Raw genomic sequence first — 23,851 nt, 5'->3', positions numbered from 1 at the left:
TTAGTTGTTCTCCGGAGACTCTTTTGCCTCTTTCGCCACAACCTGAATCCCCAGTTCGCCTAACGCGGCAGGATTCGCGAAGCTCGGCGCTTCGGTCATCAGGCACGCGGCAGCCGTGGTTTTCGGGAAGGCGATAACGTCACGGATGTTATCGGTACCGGTCAGCAGCATGGTCAGGCGATCGAGGCCAAACGCCAGGCCGGCGTGCGGCGGGGTACCGTATTTCAGCGCATCCAGCAGGAAGCCGAATTTTTCACGCTGTTCTTGTTCGTTAATGCCCAGAATACCAAACACGGTTTGCTGCATTTCACCGCTGTGGATACGCACCGAACCACCACCGACTTCGTAGCCATTGATGACCATGTCGTAGGCGTTAGCCACAGCATCTTCCGGCGCGGCTTTCAGCTCAGCGGCGGTCATATCTTTCGGCGAGGTGAACGGGTGGTGCATCGCGGTCAGGCCGCCTTCACCGTCGTCTTCGAACATTGGGAAGTCGATAACCCACAGCGGCGCCCATTTGTTCTCGTCGGTGAGATTCAGGTCTTTGCCCAGCTTCAGACGCAGCGCGCCGAGGGCATCAGCAACCACTTTCTTGTTGTCAGCGCCGAAGAAGATCATGTCGCCGTCTTGCGCGCCGGTGCGCTCAAGGATAGCTTCCACGATTTCGGCGTTGAGGAATTTCGCCACCGGGCTATTGATGCCTTCAAGGCCCTTCGCACGCTCGGTCACTTTAATATAGGCCAACCCTTTCGCACCGTAGATCTGCACGAATTTGCCGTATTCATCAATCTGTTTACGGGTCAGCGCCGCACCGCCCGGTACGCGTAAGGCAGCAACGCGGCCTTTGGCGTCGTTAGCCGGGCCGGAGAAGACGGCGAATTCTACTGCTTTCACCAGATCGGCTACGTCTACCAGTTCCATCGGGTTACGCAGGTCCGGTTTATCGGAACCGTAACGACGCTCCGCTTCGGCAAAGGTCATCACCGGGAATTGACCGAGGTCTACGCCCTTCACGTCCTGCCACAGCTTACGTACCAGATCTTCCATCACTTCACGCACCTGCGGTGCGGTCATGAACGAAGTTTCAACATCAATCTGGGTAAATTCAGGCTGACGGTCGGCACGCAGGTCTTCGTCGCGGAAGCATTTGACTATCTGATAGTAACGATCGAATCCGGACATCATCAGTAGCTGTTTGAACAGCTGCGGAGACTGCGGCAGCGCGTAGAATTTACCTTTATGGACGCGCGACGGCACCAGATAGTCACGCGCGCCTTCCGGCGTAGCTTTGGTCAGCATCGGGGTTTCGATATCGAGGAACCCGTGATCGTCCATGAAGCGGCGCACGAAGCTGGTGATTTTGGCGCGGGTTTTCAGGCGCTGAGCCATTTCCGGACGACGCAGGTCAAGATAGCGGTATTTCAGGCGCGCTTCTTCGGTGTTGACGTGGTTGGAGTCCAGCGGCAGCGCTTCCGCGCGGTTGATGATGGTCAGGTCAGACGCCAGCACTTCGATTTCGCCGGTGGCCATCTCGCGGTTAACGTTGCGCTCTTCACGCGCGCGCACGGTGCCGGTGATTTGGATGCAGAACTCATTACGCAGTTCGGAAGCCAGTTTTAATGCATCCGCACGATCCGGATCGAAAAACACCTGCACGATGCCTTCACGGTCGCGCATATCGATGAAGATAAGGCTACCGAGATCACGACGACGGTTGACCCAACCACACAGGGTCACTTGCTGCCCCACGTGGGACTGACGTAGCTGTCCGCAATATTCTGTACGCATGAGATATCCCTTAACTTAGCCGCAGGCGGATGTTGCCTGCCTTGCAGGCGACGAGGTCGCAGCTTTGCTGAATGTCACTACTGAATGAAAAAAGGCGGCTATTATACTGGAAATTCTGTCTGACGATAAGCCCGACGCAGTTTGTACGCTGCTTTGCTGCGCGCTTATTGCTTGTGCTCACATAAATTAACAAAATTTGTTACCCTTGAGCTGAATTAGCAACGGTATTGTAGCGGCCTGACAAGAGAACAAGATACGGGGATACCATGTTAGAACTCAATGCGAAAAAGACCGCGCTGGTCATTATTGACCTGCAAGAAGGCATTTTACCTTTTGCCGGCGGTCCGCACCGCGCCGACGAGGTGGTGACGCGCGCGGCAAAGCTGGCTGAAAAATGTCGTCAACAGGGTTCGCCCGTCATCATGGTTCGAGTGGGCTGGTCCGCCGATTTCGCCGAAGCGTTAAAACAGCCGGTAGATGCCCAGACTGGCGCCGTAAAATTACCTGAAAACTGGTGGGTCTATCCGCCGGCACTCGGCAAACAGGATAGCGATATCGAAGTCACGAAACGCCAGTGGGGCGCGTTCTACGGCACCGATCTTGAACTGCAGCTTCGCCGCCGCGGTATCGACACCATTATTCTTTGCGGTATCTCCACCAATATCGGCGTGGAATCCACCGCCCGCAATGCCTGGGAACTGGGGTTCAGTCTGGTCATCGCCGAGGATGCATGCAGCGCCGCCTCCGCCGAACAGCATCAGGGCAGTATGACCCATATCTTCCCGCGCATCGCCCGCGTGCGCAGCACTGAGGACATTCTCACCGCCTTATGATTTATATCGGGCTCCCGCAATGGTCGCACCCTAAATGGGTGCGCCTTGGCATCACCGGCCTTGAAGAGTATGCCCGCCATTTTAACTGCGTGGAGGGTAATACCACCCTGTATGCCTTACCAAAGGCCGAGATTGTCGATCGCTGGTATCAACAAACTCACGATGATTTTCGGTTCTGTTTTAAATTCCCGGCCACGATTTCGCATCAGGCGGCGCTGCGCGACTGCGACGACTTAAGCCACGAATTTTTTACTCGTCTGGCGCCGCTGGAATCGCGCATCGGCCAGTACTGGCTTCAGTTGCCCGCCACCTTCGGGCCACGAGACCTCCCTGCCCTGTGGCAGTTTCTCGATACGCTACCGAAAAACTTCACCTACGGCGTTGAAGTTCGCCATCCTGAGTTTTTCGCCAAAGGCGATGCTGAACAACAGCTTAATCGTGGCTTGCACCAGCGCAACGCCAACCGCGTGATCCTCGATAGCCGCCCGGTACATAGCGCCGTCGCGCGCAACCCGGCGATGATTGACGCGCAAAAAAAGAAACCCAAAGTTCCGGTTCACGCGGTCATGACCGCGGAGCAGCCGATGGTGCGTTTTATCGGCAGCGACGATATGGCGCAGAATCGCGAATTATTTCGCGTCTGGTTACAGACGCTGACAAAGTGGCATCAGTCAGCCACGCCATGGCTGTTTCTACATACCCCGGATATCGCCCAGGCGCCTGAACTGGTGGATACGCTATGGGAAGATTTACGTGCGGTGCTGCCGGGCGTCGGCGCCGCGCCGTCAATTCCGCAGCAATCCTCGCTTTTCTGATATCCTGCTATGATAGTCGGAGCCACCTGACATAATTAAAGGGAGTTTTGGGTATGGTCAGCGCGCTGTATGCGGTTTTGGGTGCGTTATTGTTAATCAAGTTTTCCTTCGACGTGGTACGTCTGCGCATGCAGTATCGCGTCGGCTATGGCGACGGTGGTTTTAGTGAACTACAGGTCGCTATTCGCGTTCATGGCAATGCGGTGGAATACGTCCCCATTGGGCTCATTCTGCTGTTGTTCATGGAAATGAACGGCGCGCTAACCTGGATGGTGCACGTTTGCGGTATTTTGCTGATTGCCGGACGCCTGATGCACTCGTACGGTTTCCATCATCGCCTGTTCCGCTGGCGGCGTTCCGGAATGAGCGCCACCTGGTGCTCGCTGTTGCTGATGGTGCTGGCTAACCTGTGGTATATGCCCTGGGAGTTGGTTTTCTCCCTGCGTTAGCGCACAATACGCCGTTTTCGTTTTTTCGGGTTTAACGTTATGTCTCACCGCGACACGCTTTTTTCCGCGCCGATCGCCAGTCTCGGCGACTGGACCTTTGATGAACGGGTAGCCGAAGTCTTCCCGGATATGATCCAGCGCTCCGTTCCTGGTTACTCCAATATTATTTCGATGATCGGCATGCTGGCTGAGCGTTTTGTTCAGCCAAACACTCAGGTTTACGATCTTGGCTGCTCGCTCGGCGCCGCGACGCTTTCCGTGCGTCGCAATATCGCGCATCCGGGATGCAAAATTATCGCCATTGATAACTCCCCGGCGATGGTAGAACGCTGCCGTCGTCATATTGATGCCTATAAAGCGCCGACGCCGGTTGAGGTTATTGAGGGCGATATTCGCCATATCGCCATTGAAAATGCCTCCATGGTCGTGCTGAACTTCACTATTCAGTTCCTCGAGCCGAGCGAACGTCAGGCGATCCTGGATAAAGTCTATCAAGGGCTCAATCCGGGCGGCGCGCTGGTGCTTTCCGAAAAATTCAGCTTTGAAGATGCCAACGTCGGCGAACTGCTGTTTAACATGCACCATGACTTCAAACGCGCCAATGGCTATAGCGAACTGGAAATCAGCCAGAAGCGCAGCATGCTGGAAAACGTCATGCTGACGGATTCAGTGGAAACCCACAAAGCGCGACTGCGCCAGGCGGGGTTTGAACATGCCGAACTGTGGTTCCAGTGCTTTAACTTTGGTTCATTGGTGGCGGTTAAATCCGAGGAACGGGCATGATCGACTTCAGTAATTTTTATCAGTTGATCGCGAAAGGGCCGCTCTCCCACTGGCTGGAAACGCTGCCCGCTCAGGTCGCGGCCTGGCAACGCGAAGCGCTGCACGGCAAGTTTCGCGAATGGGAACGCGCCGTTGAGTTTCTGCCCGAGCTGGCGCCCTGGCGTCTCGATCTATTGCATAGCGTCACGGCGGAAAGCGAAACGCCACTCAGCGAAGGCCACCAGCTGCGAATTGAGAATCTGCTGCGAAACCTGATGCCGTGGCGTAAAGGCCCTTATTCGCTGTATGGCATTAATATCGATACCGAATGGCGTTCCGACCTGAAATGGGAACGCGTGCTGCCGCATCTTTCCGATCTCACCGGTCGTACTATCCTCGATGTCGGCTGCGGCAGTGGTTATCACATGTGGCGGATGATTGGCGCCGGCGCGCATCTGGCGGTCGGTATCGACCCAACGCAGCTGTTCTTATGCCAGTTTGAAGCGGTACGCAAACTCATCGGCAACGATCAGCGCGCGCACCTGCTGCCGCTAGGCATCGAACAACTGCCGGCGCTGGAAGCCTTTGATACCGTCTTTTCGATGGGTGTGCTCTATCACCGCCGTTCCCCGCTGGATCATCTGTGGCAGCTCAAAGATCAGTTAGCCCCCGGCGGCGAGCTGGTACTGGAGACGCTGGTCATTGAAGGTGATGAGAACACCGTGCTGGTGCCCGGCGACCGCTACGCGCAAATGCGTAACGTTTATTTCATTCCTTCCGCCGCCGCGCTAAAACAGTGGCTGGAGAAGTGCGGATTCATCGATGTGCGCATTGTTGATACCTGCGTCACCACCAGCGAAGAGCAGCGCCGCACCGAATGGATGACGACGGAATCACTCGCCGACTTCCTCGATCCACATGACAGCAGCAAAACGCTGGAAGGTTATCCCGCGCCGCTGCGCGCGGTGATCGTCGCCACTAAACCAGAGACGCAGCAGTCACTGGCGAAAAAAGCAGCCGCGGCCAGAGCGTAATTGACCTCGAGCGACTACTGACGCTCGCGGGATAAAAAAAGGCCCCTGTTGAAATTGCAGGGGCCTGGTACGGGCAATCATCATATTGGGCGACATGATGTGCAGCAAAAAACGGTTAGCTTCGCGGGCTAATCCCGCGCGGCTGAAATAATTTGTTTCATTTCCGCCACCGCCTCGCCGTTAACGGCATAGCGGCAATATTCATCGGCATCTGCGTCGGTGGACATCGATAACCCCGGATTACGAAAGCGCATCGGCGATGGCAACCACTGCCCCGCTGAGCTATGCACCTCTTTGAGGCCTGCCTGCAGAAACTTTTGCAGATTGGCAGCCCGCACTCCCGCTCCGGCCATAATGATTGGAGTATCGCCCAGCGCAATTAGTTCCATAATTTTTGCAAGACCTTGCTCCGCCGTTGGCCGTTGTCCAGAAGTGAGGATACGCGCAACCCCCAGTTCAGCAAGCGAATGCCATGCCTGACGCGGGTCGGCGCACATATCAAAGGCCCGGTGGAAGGTCACCGCCAGCGGCCCCGCCGCCGCCATAATTTTTTGCATGCGGGGGATATCCACCTGGCCGTCAGCATCGAGTACGCCGATCACCAGACCAGCAAAACCCAGATCTCTGACCGTCGCTACATCATCCAGCATGGCGGCAAACTCGCCGTCGGTGTAACAAAAATCGCCGCCGCGCGGACGGATAATCGGATGAACCGGAATCGAGATATTGTTTCGCACCGAACGCAGCACGCCCAACGACGGCGTTAACCCGCCCTCCTGCGGCGCGGCGCAAAGTTCAATGCGATCGGCGCCGCAACGCTGCGCCTCCAGCGCGCATTCCATGCTATAGCAGCAAACTTCCAGTAACATCGATTCCTTCTCCATTTTCATCACGGGCAACACAGCATGTCACGATTTTTCCCCGCAGACGCCGCGCGGCTTCACACTGTTAAGTATCGGATCGCTCGCTGGCGACGATTTGCTCGATCGACCAGGGGTGGAATTTAATGGTCACTTTGCCGTCCGTGACCGCCAGCGTCGGGTTCGGCAAACGTTCACGCTCCCCTTTCGGCGAACTGGTTTTCACGAAAATCCCCGGCTGGCTGAGTCCATCATCGGAAAGCAAGGCCAGGGCGCGAGCGTTGAGGGTTTCCGGGTCACCCGGCAGAACGATTTCGATATGTTCCCAGCCTTCGTGCGGGTAACGTTTTTCACCCGGCCAGGGCAACTCCACAACCGTAAAACGCCAGTGGGCGACACAGATAGGATCGGCAAGCTTAAATAAGCAAATGGGGCGGCCATTAATGATATTTTCCGATAGTAACGTGCCGCAACGCTCCAGCCCCTGCCGCCAGCGCTCCGCCGTCGTATTTTGATGACAACGCAGCGAAATATGGTCGGCGTCCAGCGGCGCAAGCTCCAATCCCAACCGTTCGGCCAGCGCTTGCAGCGCATCGCTAAAACGCGGTAAATCCGCCGAAATATCATTCAGTTCATCAATTTGCTGCCAGTTCGCCATCTTGCGCCTCGGTGATCGCTAAAAAGGCTAATTTATCCTGTTTCACCGCCCCGACCAACCGCCAATCCGTGCGCCGAAACAACGAATGGTTATTGATTAAGCGTGCTGCCCGGCAACTTACGTGTGGTGCTGACGACGGGGCGCAAATGCAGTATACTCCCGCCTTAATTTGTCCATGTTCCGGCGCCGCCCCACAGGGGTTCTCGCGCCTTAAAAGTAAGGTATTCCGGTGAATATTCAGGCTCTTCTCTCAGAAAAAGTCAGCCAGGCCCTGATCGCGGCAGGCGCGCCTGCCGATTGCGAACCTCAGGTCCGCCAGTCAGCAAAAGTTCAGTTCGGCGACTATCAGGCCAATGGCGTGATGGCGGTGGCCAAAAAACTGGGCATGGCGCCGCGACAACTTGCAGAGCAGGTACTGTCTCATCTCGATCTGAACGGCATTGCCAATAAAGTCGAAATCGCCGGACCGGGCTTTATCAATATTTTCCTCGATCCAGCCTTCCTGGCGGACAACGTCAATCTCGCGCTTCAGTCCGAGCGCCTGGGCGTGGCGAAACCACAGCCGCAGACCATCGTTGTTGACTACTCCGCGCCGAACGTGGCGAAAGAGATGCACGTCGGCCATCTGCGTTCAACCATCATCGGCGATGCCTCGGTACGTACTCTGGAATTCCTCGGCCATCGCGTTATCCGCGCCAACCACGTCGGTGACTGGGGTACCCAGTTCGGGATGCTGATCGCTTATCTGGAAAAGCAGCAGCAGGAAAACGCCGGCGAAATGGCGCTGGCCGACCTCGAAGGTTTCTACCGCGAAGCGAAAAAACACTATGACGAAGACGAAGCGTTCGCCGAGCGCGCGCGTAGCTACGTGGTTAAGCTGCAGGGCGGCGACGAGTACTTCCTGCAGATGTGGCGTAAACTGGTCGACATCACCATGTCGCAAAACCAGATCACCTACGATCGCCTGAATGTCACCCTGACCCGCGATGATGTGATGGGTGAAAGCCTGTACAACCCGATGCTGCCGGGGATCGTTGCCGATCTGAAAGCAAAAGGCATGGCCGTCGAGAGCGAAGGCGCGACCGTGGTCTTCCTTGATGAATACAAAAACAAAGAAGGCGAACCGATGGGCGTCATCATCCAGAAAAAGGATGGCGGCTACCTCTACACGACTACCGATATCGCCTGCGCAAAATACCGTTATGAAACGCTGCATGCCGACCGCGTGCTCTACTACATCGACTCTCGTCAGCATCAGCATCTGATGCAGGCATGGACTATCGTCCGTAAAGCCGGCTATGTACCGGAATCCGTACCGCTGGAACATCACATGTTCGGCATGATGCTAGGTAAAGACGGTAAACCATTCAAAACACGCGCCGGCGGTACCGTCAAACTGGCCGATCTGCTGGACGAAGCGCTGGAGCGCGCACGCCGCCTGGTGGCCGAGAAGAACCCGGATATGCCGGCCGATGAGCTGGAAAAACTGGCCAATGCGGTGGGTATCGGCGCGGTGAAATATGCCGATCTGTCGAAAAACCGCACTACCGATTACATTTTCGACTGGGACAACATGCTGGCGTTCGAAGGTAATACCGCGCCTTACATGCAGTATGCCTATACCCGTGTGCTGTCGGTGTTCCGTAAAGCCGGTATCGACGAAAGCGCGCTGGCTGCCGCGCCGGTAGTTATTAGTGAAGATCGCGAAGCGCAGTTGGCTGCCCGCCTGCTGCAGTTCGAAGAAACGCTGGCCGTCGTCGCCCGTGAAGGTACTCCGCACGTAATGTGCGCCTACCTGTACGATCTGGCCGGTCTGTTCTCTGGTTTCTACGAACACTGCCCGATCCTCAGCGCCGAAAGCGAAGAGGCCCGTAATAGCCGCCTGAAACTGGCGCTGCTCACGGCGAAGACGCTGAAGTTGGGCCTCGATACTCTGGGTATTGAGACCGTAGAGCGGATGTAAAAAACAAACCCGGTGAAAGCCGGGTTTGTTTTATTAGTCGCCCCGGTACGCGCAACGCGGCCGGGGAATCTATGCCGCTATCAGAAATATTTGCGCAGATACTCCGTCAGACAAAGAATCGCCATCGCCTGGCCGTACGGCATAGAGGTGAGCGGAATTTGCCGGTAAAAATCGAGATCGGAGCCCATCCCGGTACCAAACGAGGTTTGCAGCAGTTCCCCCTCTGGTGAAATATTTCGCACAATCCCGCGTATCGCCTTTTCGGCAACCTCGGTGTACTCCGCCCCGACATAACGCTTACGTATCGCTTTCAGGATGCCGTAAGCGAAGCCCGCCGTCGCCGACGCTTCAAGATAGGAATGCGGATCGTCGAGCAGGGTATGCCAGAGCCCACTCTCATCCTGACATTTCGCTAACGCGGCAATTTGCGCATTCAGTACCTGTAGCAGATAGCGGCGCACCGCACTCCCCTCTGGCAAATCCACCAGCTCAAGGAAGTCAGGGATCACGATAGTGAGCCAGCTGTTACCTCGCGCCCAGCGCGCACGCGCAAAGTTGTGCCGACCGTCGTAATTCCAGCCGTGGAACCACAGGCCTGTCTCTTTGTCCATCAGGTTCTGTACATGCAGCAAGAACTGATAGGTTGCTTCTTCAATGTATTGCGGACGATTTAGTAATTTACCGATTTTGGCTAGCGGCAGCACCGTCATCATTAGCGTGTCATCCCACATCTGCTGATGGTTCTCTTCCGCCAGGGTAATGTGCTGCATGCCTCCCTGCTCGGTGCGCGGCATCTCATGCATCGCCCACTCGGCCCAGCCATCGAGCCACGGTAGATACTCCTGGCGCCCGGTCTCTTCATAGCGATAAGCCAGCGTCAGAAACGGCGCCATGGTATTAACGTTTTTGGTGGTTGCACCTTCGGCGAAGCGATCGGCGAACCAGCCGTCAATGATATCGCGCATCGCGGTATCGCCGGTTTGTTGATAATACTGGTAGATGCCGTACAGCCCAACGCCGTGGGTCCACTCCCAACCGGCCCAACCTTTGGTATCGATGACTCGCCCATCGTCCAGCCGAAGTAAAAACTGCCCGTTGTCATCCTTAATATTCACCAGGTTTTGCGTCACATTACGGATCAATGCCTGCAGCTCACTGCGAGCGATAAAGCGCTCAGGCTGACGCAGTAATGGGCTATGTTTGACCGGCCAAACTTTCATGTTCTTAACCTCTGGTATATGTCGAATTCAAAGTGCCGCCCTGATTCAGCGCCGGGGCGGCAGGTTTATTGCGATTCAGGTAGCCAATGTTGTTATTACCCCACAGGCAGTCGTAAGGCATCCCCGCCAGCAGCTCAACCACCGCGCGGTTTTCGGCAGTCGTCTGCTCGGGCTGTGCGTAACCGATATCACGCATCACCATCGTCTCGGCGCGGAGCACGCTGTGCGTATGCAGATTGAGTTTAAAGCGCAGGGAGACCAGGAAGCCGCAGGCCAGCACCACCAACGTACCGACGCTAAGGATCAACAGAATGGTATGACTGACGCCTGCCGGCTGAATTTTTTGCCCGGAGACAAAGCCCGATAGTTGCATGATAATGCCAACCAGCATCACCGCCCCCGCCTGCGACGCTTTGCGGGTCAGCGTCATAATACCGGCGAAAATGCCCTCCCGACGCTGGCCGGTAATGACTTCGTCGACATCGGCAATATAGGTGTAAGTATTCCACGGCACGTAGTTAATGCCGCCGCGTCCCAGACCCGCGATAGCGGAAATGAGCAGTAATAATGAATAGACGTCGCTTAGCCCCGCGTAATAGAGCACCGCATAAGAGAGAGAGCTCAAACCAAACAGCACCACTACCATGCGATATGAAGGCGCCGGGCCAAAGCGAATGCAGAGCGGGATCATGGCGATAACCGCGATGAACTGGAAGATAGCCATCGTGCCGAGTAAGTTAGAGGCGACAGAAGCGTCCTGCATCAGCACAAAGACCACGTAATAGGTAAACACGGCGTTGAACACGTCCTGAGCGATATAACCGCCCAGATACATACCAAGATGTTGGCGGAAGATTTTAATTCGCAGCGTAGAGCTGAGCTCAATAAACAGGCGATTAAGACTCTGCGCGAGCGTTAAGTTGCGCTTTTCTTCTTCCGCGCGTAACGCTGCTTCAGACCACGCTTCCCGCGGACGTTCCCAGGTGAAAAACCAGACGAAGGTCAGCATTAGCGCGCACAGGACCGAAAAGACCAGGCTCGCGTAAAAAAATGAGCTGGCGTTATCTTTACCCAGTTGGGTGAGCAGGATCCCCGGTAAAAACGAGGCTAATATCGCCGACATTTGCGCCATGGAAATGCGCGCGCCGGAAAATTTGGTCTTCTGTTTGAAATCATCGGTCATCTCCGGCACCAGCGTCTCGTAGGGCACCAGAATCATGGTATAGACAATATCAAACAGCAGATAAGTTGCGAGGTAGTACCAGAACCCCATATCGCCTACCCACATCATTGAGTAGCTAAAAACGCAGGGAATACCGAGCAAAATAAAAAATTTGCGTCTGCCGAACCGCTTACCCAGCCAGGTAGAGCCAAAGTTATCGGTTAAGAAGCCCATCAGCGGGCTGACGACCGCGTCGAGCACGCGCGCGGTGGCGAAAATGAGCGTCGCCTCAATGGGCGATAGCCCGCAGAAGGTGGTGTAAAAATAGAGTAGCCATGCTGCGGTCAGCGCGGTGGTTCCCGCGCCGAGAAAATCGCCGGAACCATAGGCGAGATAATTAGCCAAACCGATTTTTCGTGTTTTCATCGCCGTAAATCCTGTCTCTTTTTATTAGATAACTTCGGTCTTACCACGGGCTATACCGAAGTTTTGCGGATACATGGCTACAGTAAGATCATGAAAACCGGCTTACCTTTGCGTTTTTGCCAGTACCAATCATTCAGTGGCAAAAAAACAAAGGGGCGGGCAACATGCGTCACCGATTTATAAAACAGCGTTTCTTTTAAAGCAAAAGAGAGAATCATTTTTGCGAGTCGGCTGCCAGAATCTGATACCACACGATCAGAAAAAGGCGTTTTTAACCGCGCGAATAACCCTTGTGGAAAAATGGAATTAGGAGTAAAGAAGGAAGAAAGGTCCCGTTGCGTATCTCAAGGAGGCTAGATGCCCTACTCTCATCTGTTAGTCGCCGTCGCCCCAACGCCGGAAAGCCGCATGTTGGTTAATAAAGCGGTGTCTATCGCACGTCCGTCCAATGCGCAGGTCAGCCTGATTACGCTGGCGACAGATCCGGAAATGTATAATCAGTTCGCCGCGCCGATGATGGAAAATTTGCGAGAGATAATGCAGGAGGAGACCCGTAGTTTTCTTAATGAACTCGCCTCCCAGGCGGACTACCCTATCAGCAAAATGACCATCGCCAGCGGCGAACTTTGCCACCACGTGAAGGATTTTTGCCTTCAGCATCACGTCGACCTGGTCATCTGCGGCAACCATAACCAGAGCCTGTTTTCCCGCGCTACCTGTTCAGCGAAGAATATCGTCGGCAGCAGCGGAGTCGATGTGCTGTTGGTATCCCTGGAATAAGCTGATGCCGAAGCATCAGCCGTTTTGACTACGCGGAGGGAGTAACTACGGTTGGCTGCTGGCAGCTATCTTCAGGCGACTTTACCCGCTTTAGATCGGCAACGAACTGTGCCTGCCAGTTATCAATATCATTACTCTCGATCGCCTTGAGCATTTTGCCATGGCGAATAATTCGCTCGGCAAGCGGCATCGTTAGCGCGCGATCCAGCGCCGCCGCCACTTCATCGCGATCGTAGGGGTTGACGATGAGCGCGGAAGTCAGTTCATTAGCCGCGCCAGCGAACTGCGATAGCACCAACACCCCAGGGTTTTCAGGGTCCTGCGCGGCGACAAACTCCTTGGCCACGAGGTTCATGCCGTCGCGTAGCGGTGTGACCAGGCCCACGTCGGAATAACGAAATACCTTCATGAGCAGTTTGCGATCGAAGTGCTGATTCAGATAATACAGCGGCGTCCACCCCAATTGACCATAGTGGCCGTTGATGCGTCCCGCGGCGGTTTCCAGTTGGTGGCGGATATCCTGATAAGCCTGTACATCACCCCGCGAAGTGGGAGCTATCTGGGTATAGCGAATTTTCCCACGATGCTGGGGGTAGTTTTCCAGCAGCGCTTCGTAAGCCTGAAAACGCTCCGGCAGCCCCTTGGAGTAATCCAGGCGCTCAACGGAAAAAATATTCTTCACCCCTTTCAGTTCAGCTTTCAACTGAGCCAGCTTCGGCGGCAGCGGCCCGCTGGCGCTGCGCGCGACTTCCTGAGGTTCGATGCTTATTGGATAGACCGCAGTACGGAACGTCTTACCCCAGGCACGGTATTGCTGGTGACCCACTTCGCACAAGGTAGTTTGTTGGGCGACGCAATCAACAAACGCCTGCCGGTCGTTTTCGGTTTGAAAGCCCAAAAGGTCATAATCACACAGCTGCTCAAGTAGTTCGGCATGCGGGGGCAACGCATTGAATATTTCAGGCGTTGGAAACGGAATATGTAAGAAGAAACCAATGCGGTTCTTCACACCGTTTTTGCGTAATTCGCTGGCAAATGGCAACAGATGATAATCATGAACCCATACCATATCGTCATCGGCTAGCAGCGGCAGCAGCTTTTGCGCCACAGCGGCGTTAACCCGCAGATACCCCTCCCACGCCGGACGCTGAAAATTGACTAAGTCGAGACGATAGTGAAATGCGGGCCATAGCACCGCATTGGAAAACTGATTGTAGTAGAGCTCGTGATCTTCTTCGCTAAGGTTGAATGAGGCCCACGAAATATCCCCTTTACTCACCTTCTTCAACGGCTGGCTATCATCACCGATTTCCCCACTCCAACCAAACCACGTGCCGCCGCTCGCTTTCAGCGCACCTAAAATACCCACCGCCAGGCCGCCTGCGCTGGCCTTTTTATCATTTGGCGTTGCAATACGGTTAGATACTACGACTAAACGACTCATGGTCATCCCTCCCGTTAGTGAATACATCCAGGCTTTGCATATTGCCGACAACATGGCGTAACCACTGATGTACGGCGGCAACATTCGCCAGCCGCCAGCGCGCCTGTGTGTCGCCTTGTCCAACTTTAATCGATACTCCGCCTAATTGATTAACCATAGTAAAACCCGCCTCATCAGTCAGGTCATCGCCGATAAATACCGGCTTTCGTCCCGCAAAAGGCGCTTCCCGCATAAATGCGGCGATTGCTTCACCTTTGTTAATGCCACGTGGTTTGATCTCAACGACACACTTCCCTTGCTGAATGGCCAGAATCGGATAACGCTGCACGATATCCTGCGCCAGCGCCAGGATGGCGCTCTGGTGTTGTGGTGCCTGACGGTAATGCAGCGCAAAAGCGATGCCTTTATCCTCCAGTTCACTGCCAGGCAGCGCCTGTAGCGCCGAAGTTAATGCTTCGCCGACCTCACGGCTCAATGCCGGCGGCAGTGATACATCGTGCCTTTTTCCATTGATATCGCGGCGTTCAGCCCCGTGGACGCCGGCAAGCGGCAGTCGCCAGTGACGGGTTAGTTCATCAAGCTCTGTTAGTGAGCGCCCTGAAATCAATGCCACAGCATCATGTTGTCGCTGTGCCAGTAATCGCAACATCTGAAGGACGTCTTCGGGGATAACAACCTGATCGGGATGAGGTTTGATATCGGCAAGCGTGCCGTCAAGATCCAGAAAAAATGCGTGGTTTCCGGTTAGCTCAGGCGGTACAGATATCTGGTCAGCCACCCTGTGTTCCTCCTTATCATGGCCAGCATTACGCTGGTTGTTAACTAATTGTTAGCCATGTAAGTATAGACAGTGTGACCAGCCTCGCCATTTTTGATAGTCACCGCCAGCGCAGCGGGCGCCGGCGGCACATTATGATGTAGACTTAAAAGTTGCGCGCAATTAAACCGCACGTTTCGCTTTTTGCTTGTATCGGTCGAAGATAACCGCTGCCAGCAATATCACCCCGCGGACTACATATTGTGAGAATGGCGAAATATTCAGCAGGTTCATCGCATTCTCCACGGTACCCAGGATTAGGATCCCGGCCACCACATAAGAGATCTTACCGATCCCGCCTTTTAGCGATACGCCGCCCAGGACACATGCCGAGATCACAATCAGTTCATAACCAATTGAGGTCATAGGCTGGCCACTGGTCATGCGCGAAGCCAGGATAATCCCCGCCGCCGCCGATACCAGACCTGAAAGAACAAAGATGATGATCTTGGTACGAACAACCGGCACCCCTGCAAGTCGCGCCGCCTCCTCATTGCCCCCTATGGCCAGCGTGTTGCGACCAAAGGTGGTTTTATTCAGCAGCAGTCCAAAGACGATCAGGCAGGCAACCGTCAGCCAGATTGGCGCCGGCAGCCCCAACCAGTTGGCATAACCCAGAGTGAAGAAACGTTCATCCTCAATGCCAACCGCTTTACCATCGGAAATAATATAGGCCAGCCCACGGACGATTTGCATGGTAGCCAGAGTTGTAATCAGCGCGTTGATCTTCAAACGCGCAATCACAAAACCATTTACCAACCCGCTGACAGCACCCAGCAAAAGCCCGGCGGCAATGCCAATCCATAAGCTTTCGGTCAGGTTAATCACTACCGCCGTCGTTACACCAGCGCAGGCAATGACCGAAGCGACTGACAAATCAAAATCCCCGGAGGCCAGGCAGAACAACATGCCGCAGGCCACCATTCCCGACATGGAAATCGCCAGCCCCAGCCCTTTCATATTGACGAAAGAGGCAAAGTTGGGAACAAAGATCACACAGGCGATGAACAACACTGCGAAGACCACCAGCATACCAAACTGATCCCAGATTCGACCGAAGCTGAAGGAGGATCGTGCGGCGCTCGGCGTAGTTACAGATGACATCATTCACTCCTTACTCAGGCTACGGCCTGGCTGACTTTAGGCATCGCAAGGCTCAGCGCCTGCTGTTCATTCGCATCTTCATGCAGCAATTCACCGGCCACTTCACCTTCGCGCATCACCACGATGCGGTCGGCGACGCCGAGCACCTCTGGCAGGTCGCTGGAGGCAAAAACAACCGCCACGCCAGAAGCGGCCAGCGCATAGATAACGTTGTAGATTTCATGCTTTGCGCCGACATCAATGCCGCGGGTCGGTTCATCAAGCAGAATCACCTTCATCTCTTCCGACAACCAGCGGCCCAGAATGGCTTTTTGCTGATTACCACCGGAGAGATTCATAATTAACTGTTCAGCTCCCGGGGTTTTGATATTGAGCGATTTGATATGTTGTTCGGCATTACTCGCTTCCCAGGCATTGTTAATCAGGCAGCCGGCATGAATATGCTTACGCCGCGCGCTGATATTGATGTTGTCACGCACCGAATGTACCGGAATGATGCCCTCGGCTTTACGATCCTCCGGACACAGCATCATGCCCGCCTGAATCGCCTGCGCCGGTTTGCGAATACTTATCGCCTGACCATCAATATAGACCTGACCGCTGGTAATTCTACTGCCGCCAAACAGCCCCTTCATTAGTTCGCTGCGCCCGGCGCCGACCAGACCAAACAGGCCGACAATTTCACCGCTGCGTACCGATAAACTGATTGGCATTCTGACACCTGGCGCTTTAACCTGATCCAGTCGCAGCCGCTCGCTGCCATATTCACGCGCTTTCCAGCCATAGATATCGCCAAGATTACGCCCCACCATCGCCTGCACGAGGGCATCGTGATCCACCAGCCGCATGTCGTCAAAGGTCCGCACGTAGCGGCCATCTTTAAACACGGTAATGGCATCGCTGAGGGCGAAAATTTCCTCCATACGGTGCGAGACGTAAATAATCACTCGCCCTTCTTCACGCAGCTCGCGAATCACGCGAAAAAGGTTGTCGATTTCGCGCGCAGAGAGTGAGCTGGTTGGTTCATCAAACGCAATAATCTTCGCGTTACGCGCCAGCGCCTTGGCGATCTCCACCATCTGCCACTGGCCGATCGACAAATACTTCAGCGGCGTTTCCGGGTCGATATCCAGTCCCAGATGTTCCAGCTGCAGCCGCGCTTCATAATTCAATAAAGACCGATTCACAATGCCGCCTTTATGCGGCAACTGACCAAGATAGATATTCTCGGCAACGGTCATTTCCGGGATCAGATGAAGTTCCTGATAAATAATCGCTACGCCAGCATTTAGCGCAGCGGTAGTATTCGTAAATGCCATTTGCTGACCATCAATTTGCAGATGCCCGGCAGTTGGAATGTAGTTACCGCTGAGAATTTTTAAGAGGGTGGACTTCCCGGCGCCGTTTTCACCCATCAACGCGTGGATCTGCCCGCGATAGCAGTCAAAGCTGATGTCAGACAGTGCTTTAACGCCCGGGAACGTCATGGTGATACCGCGAAATGAGAGATAAGGGATAGATTGTTGCATAACGACTCCGCTCTTCTACGCATAACCTCCCGCCAGAGCGGGAGGCAGAATGAACCCGGCCTTACAGCCCTTTCTTCGCCAACTCTTGTTTAAAGTTGTCGCGGGTAATCAGCACCACGTCAGTCACGGCGGTAAATTTCGGCGGCTCGGTGCCTTTGGTCACCCAGTTGTAGAGCATCTCACTGGTTTTATAGCCATGGATATCCGGGCTTGGCAGCAGAGATCCATAGAACCCCGTCGGCTGGGCTTTCGAAAGCTCGTTCACCGCGTCGACACCGTTAATACCGATGCCGATAACATCCGGCGCTTTAAAGCCCTGGCCTTCAGTTGCCCTTACGCCGCCCAGCACGGTGTTATCGTTCATACCCACGATTAACCAATGCTTAACCTGCGGATGCTGCACCAACATGGAGTTACCGGCATCGAACGCTCCTGGAATGTCGTTAGATTTGGTCGGTACACGATAGATCTGTTTTTCCGGGAAACCCGCTGCTTTCAGCGCGTCAATCGAGCCGGTGGTGCGGCGGCGGGCAGTATCCAGTTCATCGGCGGTAATCGCCATCACGCCGGTATCTTTCACATCCCAGCCGCGTTTTTGCATCTCTTTATATAATTCCTGCCCCTGACGAGCGCCGATTTCGCTGGCGGCCATCATGACCAGCGGCACGCTCTCCATCGGCTTACCTTTGGCATTCACAAACTGATCGTCAACGGTGATAACTTTCATGTCATAGCCGCGAGCCTTCGCAACAATCGCCGACCCCAGTTTTGGGTCCGGCGTGCAGATGACAAATCCCTTCGCGCCGCTGGCGGCGAGACTGTCGATCGCATTAAGCGTCTTTTCACCATCTGGCACCGCGATTTTAATCACCTCAAAGCCCAAATCCTTACCGGCTTTATCAGCAAATTTCCACTCGGTCTGGAACCAGGGCTCCTCCGGTTGCTTCACCAGGAAACCGAGCTTGAGGTTTTCAGCCATAGCTGATTGTGACATAACCGCCGCGAGGCCAATGGCCGCCAGCGCTTTAGTAAATTTGTGCATGGTAAACTCCAGCTTTAATTCGCTTTTCTGTAGGGGAAAATCGGACTTAAATTTTTTATCGGTCTTAAAACAAGGCATTAGAAAAATCGCAATCAATATTGCCGTTGTTAAAATAGTTTTAACTGGAAATTATTTATCCATACGAGAGCGTCATCACACCGCAGAATTACAGTAGTTGCGTACATAAATTCAGCAAAAAATGACATAAAAAAAACGCTAATTGTCAGACAATTAGCGTTATGCGTGGCACAATAATCCATATCACCAGCAGACTTATCCTTGTAGGTTCGCTAACGCCATCCCGGGCTACTCTGTCCTGCGATTTGCCGCCAGCTTATATGTTATTCTTCCACTTCCAACAAAAGATGATCTATCACAAGTTCATTATCCTCTCGCTATTTTCGAATAATGAATAAGCTATGATCGATATATGAATTTACCGTTAAATCAAATTCATTAATACAAATTTACTAGCCCTACGACCCCTTAAATATAACCATTTAAATTCAATGCATTACGATTTAAATCCACAAAAAAGACAATTAAAACAAGCAGTAAAACTGATGTTGTAACAAATCGTAAATAACGCATGTTGAGAGTTTTCTTATTCGGCACATAAGGGTATTCTTGATGTATCGGCAGATATAAATAAATAGTCACGTGCAAATGGATTGCACCGTGTTTATTTCCTGCCTATTGCGTTGCGCTTGCAAAACTCGCCTGTGCGAGGCGATGGTAGCGCGTCATACTTCCCTTGCGGATAAATAAGGATATTGTTATGGCAGTTCCAGGAATGGTTCAGAAATTAAATACCCAGATTAATCTTGAGTTTCACGCATCAAATGTTTATCTACATTTAGGTGAATGGTGCGCGCAGCAGCGTCTCAACGGCACAGCAACCTTCTTGCGCACCCGTGCGCAATCCAGCGTGACGTTAATGATGCAGGTTTTTGACTATATGAAAAAGGCCGGCGCCTGGCCAATTGTCAAAGCCGACGAAAGCTATCCCCCGCAATGCACAACGCTTGAAGAAGTGTTTGCCAAAACTCTCGAAGAGTATCAGCAACGTAGCAGCATGCTGTCCGGCCTGGCGCAGGAAGCAAAAGCGCAGCGCGATGACACGACGTGGCGTTTTTTGACCCTGCTGGAGAAAGAGCAGCAGCAAGATGGGCTGTTACTGCAAACCGTCCTTGAAGAAATACGCACTGCTGATAAAGCCGGGCTCGGTATGGAGCAGACAGACCGTCGACTACTTAATCTCATCTCGCCACAACAGCACTAGCTGAATTTGGCCGTTCCAGACTGGAACGGCCAGACAATCAACTTCTCAGAGTTAGAGCTAGTGCGCTTCACCCTGCGGGGTAAATTTCAGTTCAATCAGTGCAATTGCCTTTTGTACTGCGCGCAGCGTCACCGGATCCGCCGAAGCAGGGTTACTCGCAAAATCAATCGCTTTTAACTGCGTCGCCATTTTTTCGCGCACTTCGACCGGGGCGATAACGTCAATCACATCAAGGATCTGTTTGATGACCAGCTGGCATGCGACGACATCGGAAACCAACTCATCTTGTTCAGTGAAAGGTTGAGACATTTTTTACTCCTATTTTCAGGAGCGTAATAGTAACCTAAATCGCACCAGATAAAAAAACATGTGCGGGAGCGGCGAAAAGAAAACGTACCGCAAAGATACTTATTCATTTTGCTATGGCAACGACACAATGGGTACAACAACAATTACGCCAAAAACAGGCGCTTTTTCCGCCCCGGCATTATTGGTGGCTGGCGCTTTCTTTATGGAATTTCTCGATGGCACGGTCATCGCTACCGCCCTGCCTGATATGGCGAAGGATTTTGGCGTAGCGGCGGTCGCGCTCAATATTGGCATCAGCGCCTACCTGATCACCCTCGCGGTACTGATCCCCGCCAGCGGCTGGATCGCCGACCGCTTCGGCGCGCGGAAAGTGTTTACTCTGGCCCTCGCCATTTTTACCCTCGCCTCCGTATTCTGCGGTTTATCGCGCAACATCGAAAGCTTTGTGACAATGCGCATTCTACAGGGCGTTGGCGGCGCGCTGATGGTCCCCGTCGGGCGCCTGGCGGTATTGCGCACCACTCCCAAAGATCAGCTCATCAAGGCAATAGCCACGCTGACCTGGCCGGCATTGGTCGCACCGATAATCGGCCCGCCGCTCGGGGGTTTCATTACCAGTTACGCCAGCTGGCACTGGATCTTTTTTATTAACGTGCCGCTCGGGCTACTGGCGATGGCGCTCTCGCTACGCATCATTCCCAATATCCGTGAAGAAGAACGCCGCCCCTTCGATCTACCCGGTTTTCTGACGACGTCACTGGCGATGATAAGCCTGGTGGCAGCGATGGAACGACTCGGCGACCGACAGCCACAGAGCTGGCAAACGCTGGCGCTCATGGCGACAGGTATCGGCTGTATGTTTTTCGCTCTACGCCATTTCCGCCGCGCCGCCTGGCCAATGGTACGGTTGGACGCTTTGCAGGTTCCTACATTCCGGGTAACCATGTACGGCGGTTCACTGTTTCGCGCGTCGATAAGCGCCGTCCCATTCCTGCTTCCATTGCTATTCCAGGTGGGTTTCGGCATGGATCCTTTTCATTCTGGACTGCTGGTGCTGGCCGTTTTTGTCGGCAATCTCACTATCAAGCCTGCAACCACGCCGCTCATCCGCTGGTTGGGGTTTCGCCGCTTATTGCTGATTAACGGTGCGCTGAATGTCGCCTCGCTACTTGCCTGCGCGCTGTTAACGCCGCAAACGCCGGTATGGCTGATAATGTTGATCCTCTATCTTGGCGGGGTGTTCCGTTCCATCCAATTTACCGGCGTCAGTACGCTCGCTTTTGCCGACGTTCCTTCCGCGCAGATGAGTTATGCCAATACGCTGTTCAGCACCGCTTCACAGCTGGCGGTTGGGCTCGGTATCACTCTCGGCGCCATCGGCATCCGCATCGGTGAACAGTTGAGCGAGTGGTTGAATCTGACGACTCTACCGGGAATTAGCTTCCGCTTGGCGTTTGTCTTTATTGCGCTGATTTGTTTGGTAGGGATGATTGATACGCTACATCTTACGCGAGATGCCGGCAGCACGGTATCCAGTAAAACACGACCATAACAAACAGGCCCGCGTAGTGATGCAGGCCTGTTTGAAAAGCCCTATTAGCCTATAATCTGGCGTACGAAAGCTTCGATTTCTTTATCCTGGCAGTTTTCGAAGAAGCATTGCTGGAACCGCGGCCCGGTAACGGCGGTTTTTACCAGTTCCGGATCGATAGCTCGTAAGGTATCAAGATAATTTTCTTTCACCACCGCCGCTTTCACTTTATTCAGGATCCCGGCATTGCGGACCTGCGGCTCTTTACGCTCCGGCGGATACCCCTCCCCATTACGGCCGGTGAACGCCTTCTCAAAAATAAAGCGCACGTTCAATTCCGCCCCCCAGCCAAAGCCTTTAGCAAAAGGCAGAGACAACGCGTTACCGTTGTTGATTTGGGCAAACAGGAAGGCATCCGCAGGGTCAATACAATAACCACAGACCACTCCCGGATGGATATTCAATGACATCAGCGCCCCCTGGCCAGTGCCGCAACCGGTCACCACGAAATCGACCGCTTTAGAATTCAGCAGGATGCTGGCCATGATTCCCAGATGGATATAGGTGAGATGATGATCGTGCTCATCGCTCATTCCTACGTTGTAAACCGGGAAGCCTTTTTCATCGGCAACGGCGTTTAACTCGTTGAGGATGATGGCATTTTTGCTGGCCTGGCTGTTTTCCATCATCAGTGCGATTTTCATGCTTCACTCTCCTGAATGCTCTGCGGGCACGGCCCGATAGTTCGTTAGCGTTAACAGGACTCTACTACTTCATAAATGCGTTTTCAAACTTTATGAAAAGCTGTTTTACAAAAATCTTAGCGCGTCACATTTTGAGCCTCCCTCAGCCCAGTTTTCCCCTTTCAGGTTCAGAACATTAAATATTCGTCGTTTCGCTTCACGCGATAATTTACGAAATAAATATCAAATTAAAACCATTCTCATTTATTATTATATTGCCAATGCGTTTTATTCCCATTTGCATTTTTAATAATTAATTTTTTAATTTACTTTTTGCAAATAAATTACTAACAAATTATAGTGACGGCACATTATGATTTAATCTTTATTTCCGGAGTGGACGCCATGCTGAAAGCAGAAATGATCGAAAAACTTAATGAGCAAATGAATCTTGAGCTTTATTCTTCTTTGCTTTATCAGCAGATGAGCGCATGGTGCAGCTACCATAGCTTTGAAGGTGCAGCCGCCTTTCTCCGCCGCCACGCGCAGGAAGAAATGACGCACATGCAGCGCCTGTTCGACTATTTGACCGATACCGGCAGCCTGCCGCGTATTAACGCCATTAGCTCGCCGTTTGCCGAATATGCTTCACTTGATGAACTGTTCCGCCAGACCTATGAACATGAACAGTTAATTACGCAAAAAATTAATGAACTGGCGCATGCCGCGATGACTAATCAGGATTACCCGACCTTTAATTTCCTGCAATGGTACGTAGCAGAACAGCATGAAGAAGAGAAATTATTCAAATCTGTTATTGATAAACTGACCCTTGCCGGTAAAAGCGGTGAAGGCCTGTACTTTATCGATAAAGAACTGGCAACCCTCGACACGCAAAACTAATTCCCACAGCGGCGGCCGCCCTGGCCGCCGCGCGCTTAATGACGGCAAATTTTACTCTCGCTGGTATTGAAACCCTCTTCCACCGCAATGAATTTACCTTTCTGCTGCAAAAACGTCACCAGCTGCGCCGCGTCCAGATCCTGCGCCGAACAGGTGTGAAAGCGAGCATCTTCGCCAAATTGCCTCTTAATGGCCGCTTCGAGACTGGCAACGCTGTACGACTCGCCCGATGCGATCATCATCTGTAATACTTCATGACCGTGAATAGATGACATAACTCCTCCTGTAAAGCAGGCAGCATATATCAGCATGCGCCTGGCGGCTTTGCGCCAACGCAGTCTTTTCTGCCCTCCAGAGACGTAAAGATATAATTACACCACTTGTAACCATCATTTGACGAAATCACTCATTTCACATACTCTGCGCGACATAATTATTCGTTCCTTCCTTCATAGAT

The 23,851-nt window shown here is 53.4% G+C and carries 23 protein-coding genes; 10 read left to right on the top strand and 13 right to left on the bottom strand.

Going from position 1 to position 23,851, the window contains the following annotated elements:
- On the bottom strand, nucleotides 1–1,788 hold the full coding sequence (gene aspS / locus ABLU78_RS23380) for an aspartate--tRNA ligase (RefSeq protein WP_032705959.1): 1,788 nt from the start codon (nucleotides 1,786–1,788) through the stop codon (nucleotides 1–3).
- A gap of 266 nt (nucleotides 1,789–2,054) precedes the next feature.
- Between aspS and ABLU78_RS23375 the strand changes: the two genes are divergently transcribed.
- Genes ABLU78_RS23375 through cmoB form a run of 5 tightly spaced genes read left to right on the top strand, consistent with a single transcriptional unit; the run spans nucleotide 2,055 to nucleotide 5,681 of the window.
- Entirely contained in the window at nucleotides 2,055–2,621 is a 567-nt protein-coding gene (locus tag ABLU78_RS23375) for a hydrolase (RefSeq protein ID WP_047077057.1), read from the top strand.
- Nucleotides 2,618–3,436 (top strand): DUF72 domain-containing protein, encoded by an 819-nt coding sequence (locus ABLU78_RS23370; RefSeq protein ID WP_020078456.1) that lies wholly within the window; start codon nucleotides 2,618–2,620, stop codon nucleotides 3,434–3,436. The genes ABLU78_RS23375 and ABLU78_RS23370 overlap by 4 nt, the downstream gene beginning before the upstream one ends.
- A 53-nt stretch (nucleotides 3,437–3,489) precedes the next feature.
- Entirely contained in the window at nucleotides 3,490–3,885 is a 396-nt protein-coding gene (locus ABLU78_RS23365) for an MAPEG family protein (protein ID WP_015365982.1), read from the top strand.
- Between the two features lie 39 nt (nucleotides 3,886–3,924).
- Complete coding sequence (gene cmoA / locus ABLU78_RS23360) at nucleotides 3,925–4,668, top strand: carboxy-S-adenosyl-L-methionine synthase CmoA (RefSeq protein ID WP_015365981.1); 744 nt, start codon at nucleotides 3,925–3,927, stop codon at nucleotides 4,666–4,668.
- A complete protein-coding gene (gene cmoB, locus ABLU78_RS23355; protein WP_015365980.1) occupies nucleotides 4,665–5,681 on the top strand; it encodes a tRNA 5-methoxyuridine(34)/uridine 5-oxyacetic acid(34) synthase CmoB in 1,017 nt (338 codons plus the stop codon). The genes cmoA and cmoB overlap by 4 nt, the downstream gene beginning before the upstream one ends.
- A 128-nt stretch (nucleotides 5,682–5,809) precedes the next feature.
- Here cmoB and cutC read toward each other — a convergent pair whose 3' ends face one another.
- Both cutC and ABLU78_RS23345 read right to left on the bottom strand, forming a co-directional pair.
- Nucleotides 5,810–6,550: a copper homeostasis protein CutC gene (gene cutC, locus ABLU78_RS23350; protein ID WP_015365979.1), complete on the bottom strand. Its 741-nt coding sequence runs from the start codon at nucleotides 6,548–6,550 to the stop codon at nucleotides 5,810–5,812.
- 79 nt (nucleotides 6,551–6,629) lie between these two features.
- A complete protein-coding gene (locus ABLU78_RS23345; RefSeq protein ID WP_032714831.1) occupies nucleotides 6,630–7,199 on the bottom strand; it encodes a VOC family protein in 570 nt (189 codons plus the stop codon).
- Nucleotides 7,200–7,428: 229 nt separating this feature from the next.
- Between ABLU78_RS23345 and argS the strand changes: the two genes are divergently transcribed.
- Nucleotides 7,429–9,162, top strand: coding sequence for an arginine--tRNA ligase (gene argS / locus ABLU78_RS23340; RefSeq protein ID WP_015365977.1), 1,734 nt, complete (start codon nucleotides 7,429–7,431; stop codon nucleotides 9,160–9,162).
- Nucleotides 9,163–9,242: 80 nt separating this feature from the next.
- On the opposite strand, the gene ABLU78_RS23335 is transcribed toward argS, so the two are convergent.
- Nucleotides 9,243–10,382: a glycoside hydrolase family 105 protein gene (locus tag ABLU78_RS23335; protein ID WP_015365976.1), complete on the bottom strand. Its 1,140-nt coding sequence runs from the start codon at nucleotides 10,380–10,382 to the stop codon at nucleotides 9,243–9,245.
- 4 nt (nucleotides 10,383–10,386) lie between these two features.
- Nucleotides 10,387–11,970, bottom strand: a complete 1,584-nt coding sequence (locus tag ABLU78_RS23330) for an MFS transporter (RefSeq protein WP_042893375.1) — start codon at nucleotides 11,968–11,970, stop codon at nucleotides 10,387–10,389.
- A gap of 357 nt (nucleotides 11,971–12,327) precedes the next feature.
- Here ABLU78_RS23330 and uspC point away from each other — a divergent pair, with 357 nt between their 5' ends.
- A complete protein-coding gene (gene uspC / locus ABLU78_RS23325) occupies nucleotides 12,328–12,750 on the top strand; it encodes a universal stress protein UspC (RefSeq protein ID WP_015365973.1) in 423 nt (140 codons plus the stop codon).
- A gap of 28 nt (nucleotides 12,751–12,778) precedes the next feature.
- Here the strand turns inward: uspC and otsA are convergent, their stop codons facing one another.
- The 5 genes from otsA to ABLU78_RS23300 form a co-directional block, all read right to left on the bottom strand.
- A complete protein-coding gene (gene otsA, locus ABLU78_RS23320) occupies nucleotides 12,779–14,194 on the bottom strand; it encodes an alpha,alpha-trehalose-phosphate synthase (protein ID WP_015365972.1) in 1,416 nt (471 codons plus the stop codon).
- Nucleotides 14,169–14,972 carry a trehalose-phosphatase gene (gene otsB / locus ABLU78_RS23315; RefSeq protein ID WP_015365971.1) on the bottom strand — a complete coding sequence of 268 codons (804 nt, stop codon included), beginning with the start codon at nucleotides 14,970–14,972 and terminating at the stop codon, nucleotides 14,169–14,171. Before otsB ends, otsA begins: the two co-directional genes overlap by 26 nt.
- Before the next feature lie 162 nt (nucleotides 14,973–15,134).
- The gene (gene araH / locus ABLU78_RS23310; protein WP_048228944.1) at nucleotides 15,135–16,115 is read right to left on the bottom strand and encodes an L-arabinose ABC transporter permease AraH; all 981 of its coding nucleotides are present in this window, start codon (nucleotides 16,113–16,115) and stop codon (nucleotides 15,135–15,137) included.
- A gap of 14 nt (nucleotides 16,116–16,129) precedes the next feature.
- On the bottom strand, nucleotides 16,130–17,644 hold the full coding sequence (gene araG / locus ABLU78_RS23305) for an L-arabinose ABC transporter ATP-binding protein AraG (RefSeq protein WP_032711937.1): 1,515 nt from the start codon (nucleotides 17,642–17,644) through the stop codon (nucleotides 16,130–16,132).
- A gap of 61 nt (nucleotides 17,645–17,705) precedes the next feature.
- Complete coding sequence (locus ABLU78_RS23300) at nucleotides 17,706–18,686, bottom strand: arabinose ABC transporter substrate-binding protein (protein ID WP_015705967.1); 981 nt, start codon at nucleotides 18,684–18,686, stop codon at nucleotides 17,706–17,708.
- Between the two features lie 778 nt (nucleotides 18,687–19,464).
- On the opposite strand from ABLU78_RS23300, the gene ABLU78_RS23295 reads away from it, so the two are divergent.
- Nucleotides 19,465–19,968, top strand: coding sequence for a non-heme ferritin-like protein (locus ABLU78_RS23295; RefSeq protein ID WP_032711938.1), 504 nt, complete (start codon nucleotides 19,465–19,467; stop codon nucleotides 19,966–19,968).
- Between the two features lie 57 nt (nucleotides 19,969–20,025).
- On the opposite strand, the gene ABLU78_RS23290 is transcribed toward ABLU78_RS23295, so the two are convergent.
- Nucleotides 20,026–20,277, bottom strand: coding sequence for a DUF2766 family protein (locus tag ABLU78_RS23290; protein ID WP_015365964.1), 252 nt, complete (start codon nucleotides 20,275–20,277; stop codon nucleotides 20,026–20,028).
- A 127-nt stretch (nucleotides 20,278–20,404) separates the two neighbouring features.
- On the opposite strand from ABLU78_RS23290, the gene ABLU78_RS23285 reads away from it, so the two are divergent.
- On the top strand, nucleotides 20,405–21,829 hold the full coding sequence (locus ABLU78_RS23285; RefSeq protein ID WP_026612266.1) for an MFS transporter: 1,425 nt from the start codon (nucleotides 20,405–20,407) through the stop codon (nucleotides 21,827–21,829).
- 44 nt (nucleotides 21,830–21,873) lie between these two features.
- On the opposite strand, the gene ABLU78_RS23280 is transcribed toward ABLU78_RS23285, so the two are convergent.
- Complete coding sequence (locus tag ABLU78_RS23280; RefSeq protein WP_048228948.1) at nucleotides 21,874–22,512, bottom strand: RpiB/LacA/LacB family sugar-phosphate isomerase; 639 nt, start codon at nucleotides 22,510–22,512, stop codon at nucleotides 21,874–21,876.
- A gap of 384 nt (nucleotides 22,513–22,896) precedes the next feature.
- On the opposite strand from ABLU78_RS23280, the gene ftnA reads away from it, so the two are divergent.
- On the top strand, nucleotides 22,897–23,394 hold the full coding sequence (gene ftnA, locus ABLU78_RS23275) for a non-heme ferritin (protein WP_015365960.1): 498 nt from the start codon (nucleotides 22,897–22,899) through the stop codon (nucleotides 23,392–23,394).
- Between the two features lie 35 nt (nucleotides 23,395–23,429).
- On the opposite strand, the gene ABLU78_RS23270 is transcribed toward ftnA, so the two are convergent.
- Complete coding sequence (locus ABLU78_RS23270) at nucleotides 23,430–23,669, bottom strand: YecH family metal-binding protein (protein ID WP_015365959.1); 240 nt, start codon at nucleotides 23,667–23,669, stop codon at nucleotides 23,430–23,432.
- Nucleotides 23,670–23,851 lie beyond the last annotated feature (182 nt).

Source organism: Klebsiella sp. JN_Kp122 (assembly GCF_040062085.1).
Taxonomy (GTDB): Bacteria; Pseudomonadota; Gammaproteobacteria; order Enterobacterales; family Enterobacteriaceae; genus Klebsiella; species Klebsiella aerogenes.
This window is presented reverse-complemented; position numbering and strand designations above follow the sequence as displayed.

What these genes read in the sequence shown, in the direction of transcription:
- ABLU78_RS23300 (WP_015705967.1), bottom strand. Translation starts at nt 18,686, where the DNA reads ATGCACAAATTTACTAAAGCGCTGGCGGCCATTGGCCTCGCGGCGGTT.
- ABLU78_RS23295 (WP_032711938.1), top strand. Translation starts at nt 19,465, where the DNA reads ATGGCAGTTCCAGGAATGGTTCAGAAATTAAATACCCAGATTAATCTT.
- cmoB (WP_015365980.1), top strand. Translation starts at nt 4,665, where the DNA reads ATGATCGACTTCAGTAATTTTTATCAGTTGATCGCGAAAGGGCCGCTC.
- araG (WP_032711937.1), bottom strand. Translation starts at nt 17,644, where the DNA reads ATGCAACAATCTATCCCTTATCTCTCATTTCGCGGTATCACCATGACG.
- ABLU78_RS23280 (WP_048228948.1), bottom strand. Translation starts at nt 22,512, where the DNA reads ATGAAAATCGCACTGATGATGGAAAACAGCCAGGCCAGCAAAAATGCC.
- ABLU78_RS23285 (WP_026612266.1), top strand. Translation starts at nt 20,405, where the DNA reads ATGGGTACAACAACAATTACGCCAAAAACAGGCGCTTTTTCCGCCCCG.
- ABLU78_RS23290 (WP_015365964.1), bottom strand. Translation starts at nt 20,277, where the DNA reads ATGTCTCAACCTTTCACTGAACAAGATGAGTTGGTTTCCGATGTCGTC.
- ABLU78_RS23345 (WP_032714831.1), bottom strand. Translation starts at nt 7,199, where the DNA reads ATGGCGAACTGGCAGCAAATTGATGAACTGAATGATATTTCGGCGGAT.
- uspC (WP_015365973.1), top strand. Translation starts at nt 12,328, where the DNA reads ATGCCCTACTCTCATCTGTTAGTCGCCGTCGCCCCAACGCCGGAAAGC.
- cmoA (WP_015365981.1), top strand. Translation starts at nt 3,925, where the DNA reads ATGTCTCACCGCGACACGCTTTTTTCCGCGCCGATCGCCAGTCTCGGC.
- aspS (WP_032705959.1), bottom strand. Translation starts at nt 1,788, where the DNA reads ATGCGTACAGAATATTGCGGACAGCTACGTCAGTCCCACGTGGGGCAG.
- araH (WP_048228944.1), bottom strand. Translation starts at nt 16,115, where the DNA reads ATGTCATCTGTAACTACGCCGAGCGCCGCACGATCCTCCTTCAGCTTC.
- ABLU78_RS23370 (WP_020078456.1), top strand. Translation starts at nt 2,618, where the DNA reads ATGATTTATATCGGGCTCCCGCAATGGTCGCACCCTAAATGGGTGCGC.
- ABLU78_RS23375 (WP_047077057.1), top strand. Translation starts at nt 2,055, where the DNA reads ATGTTAGAACTCAATGCGAAAAAGACCGCGCTGGTCATTATTGACCTG.
- ABLU78_RS23330 (WP_042893375.1), bottom strand. Translation starts at nt 11,970, where the DNA reads ATGAAAACACGAAAAATCGGTTTGGCTAATTATCTCGCCTATGGTTCC.
- ftnA (WP_015365960.1), top strand. Translation starts at nt 22,897, where the DNA reads ATGCTGAAAGCAGAAATGATCGAAAAACTTAATGAGCAAATGAATCTT.
- cutC (WP_015365979.1), bottom strand. Translation starts at nt 6,550, where the DNA reads ATGTTACTGGAAGTTTGCTGCTATAGCATGGAATGCGCGCTGGAGGCG.
- ABLU78_RS23270 (WP_015365959.1), bottom strand. Translation starts at nt 23,669, where the DNA reads ATGTCATCTATTCACGGTCATGAAGTATTACAGATGATGATCGCATCG.
- ABLU78_RS23335 (WP_015365976.1), bottom strand. Translation starts at nt 10,382, where the DNA reads ATGAAAGTTTGGCCGGTCAAACATAGCCCATTACTGCGTCAGCCTGAG.
- ABLU78_RS23365 (WP_015365982.1), top strand. Translation starts at nt 3,490, where the DNA reads ATGGTCAGCGCGCTGTATGCGGTTTTGGGTGCGTTATTGTTAATCAAG.
- otsA (WP_015365972.1), bottom strand. Translation starts at nt 14,194, where the DNA reads ATGAGTCGTTTAGTCGTAGTATCTAACCGTATTGCAACGCCAAATGAT.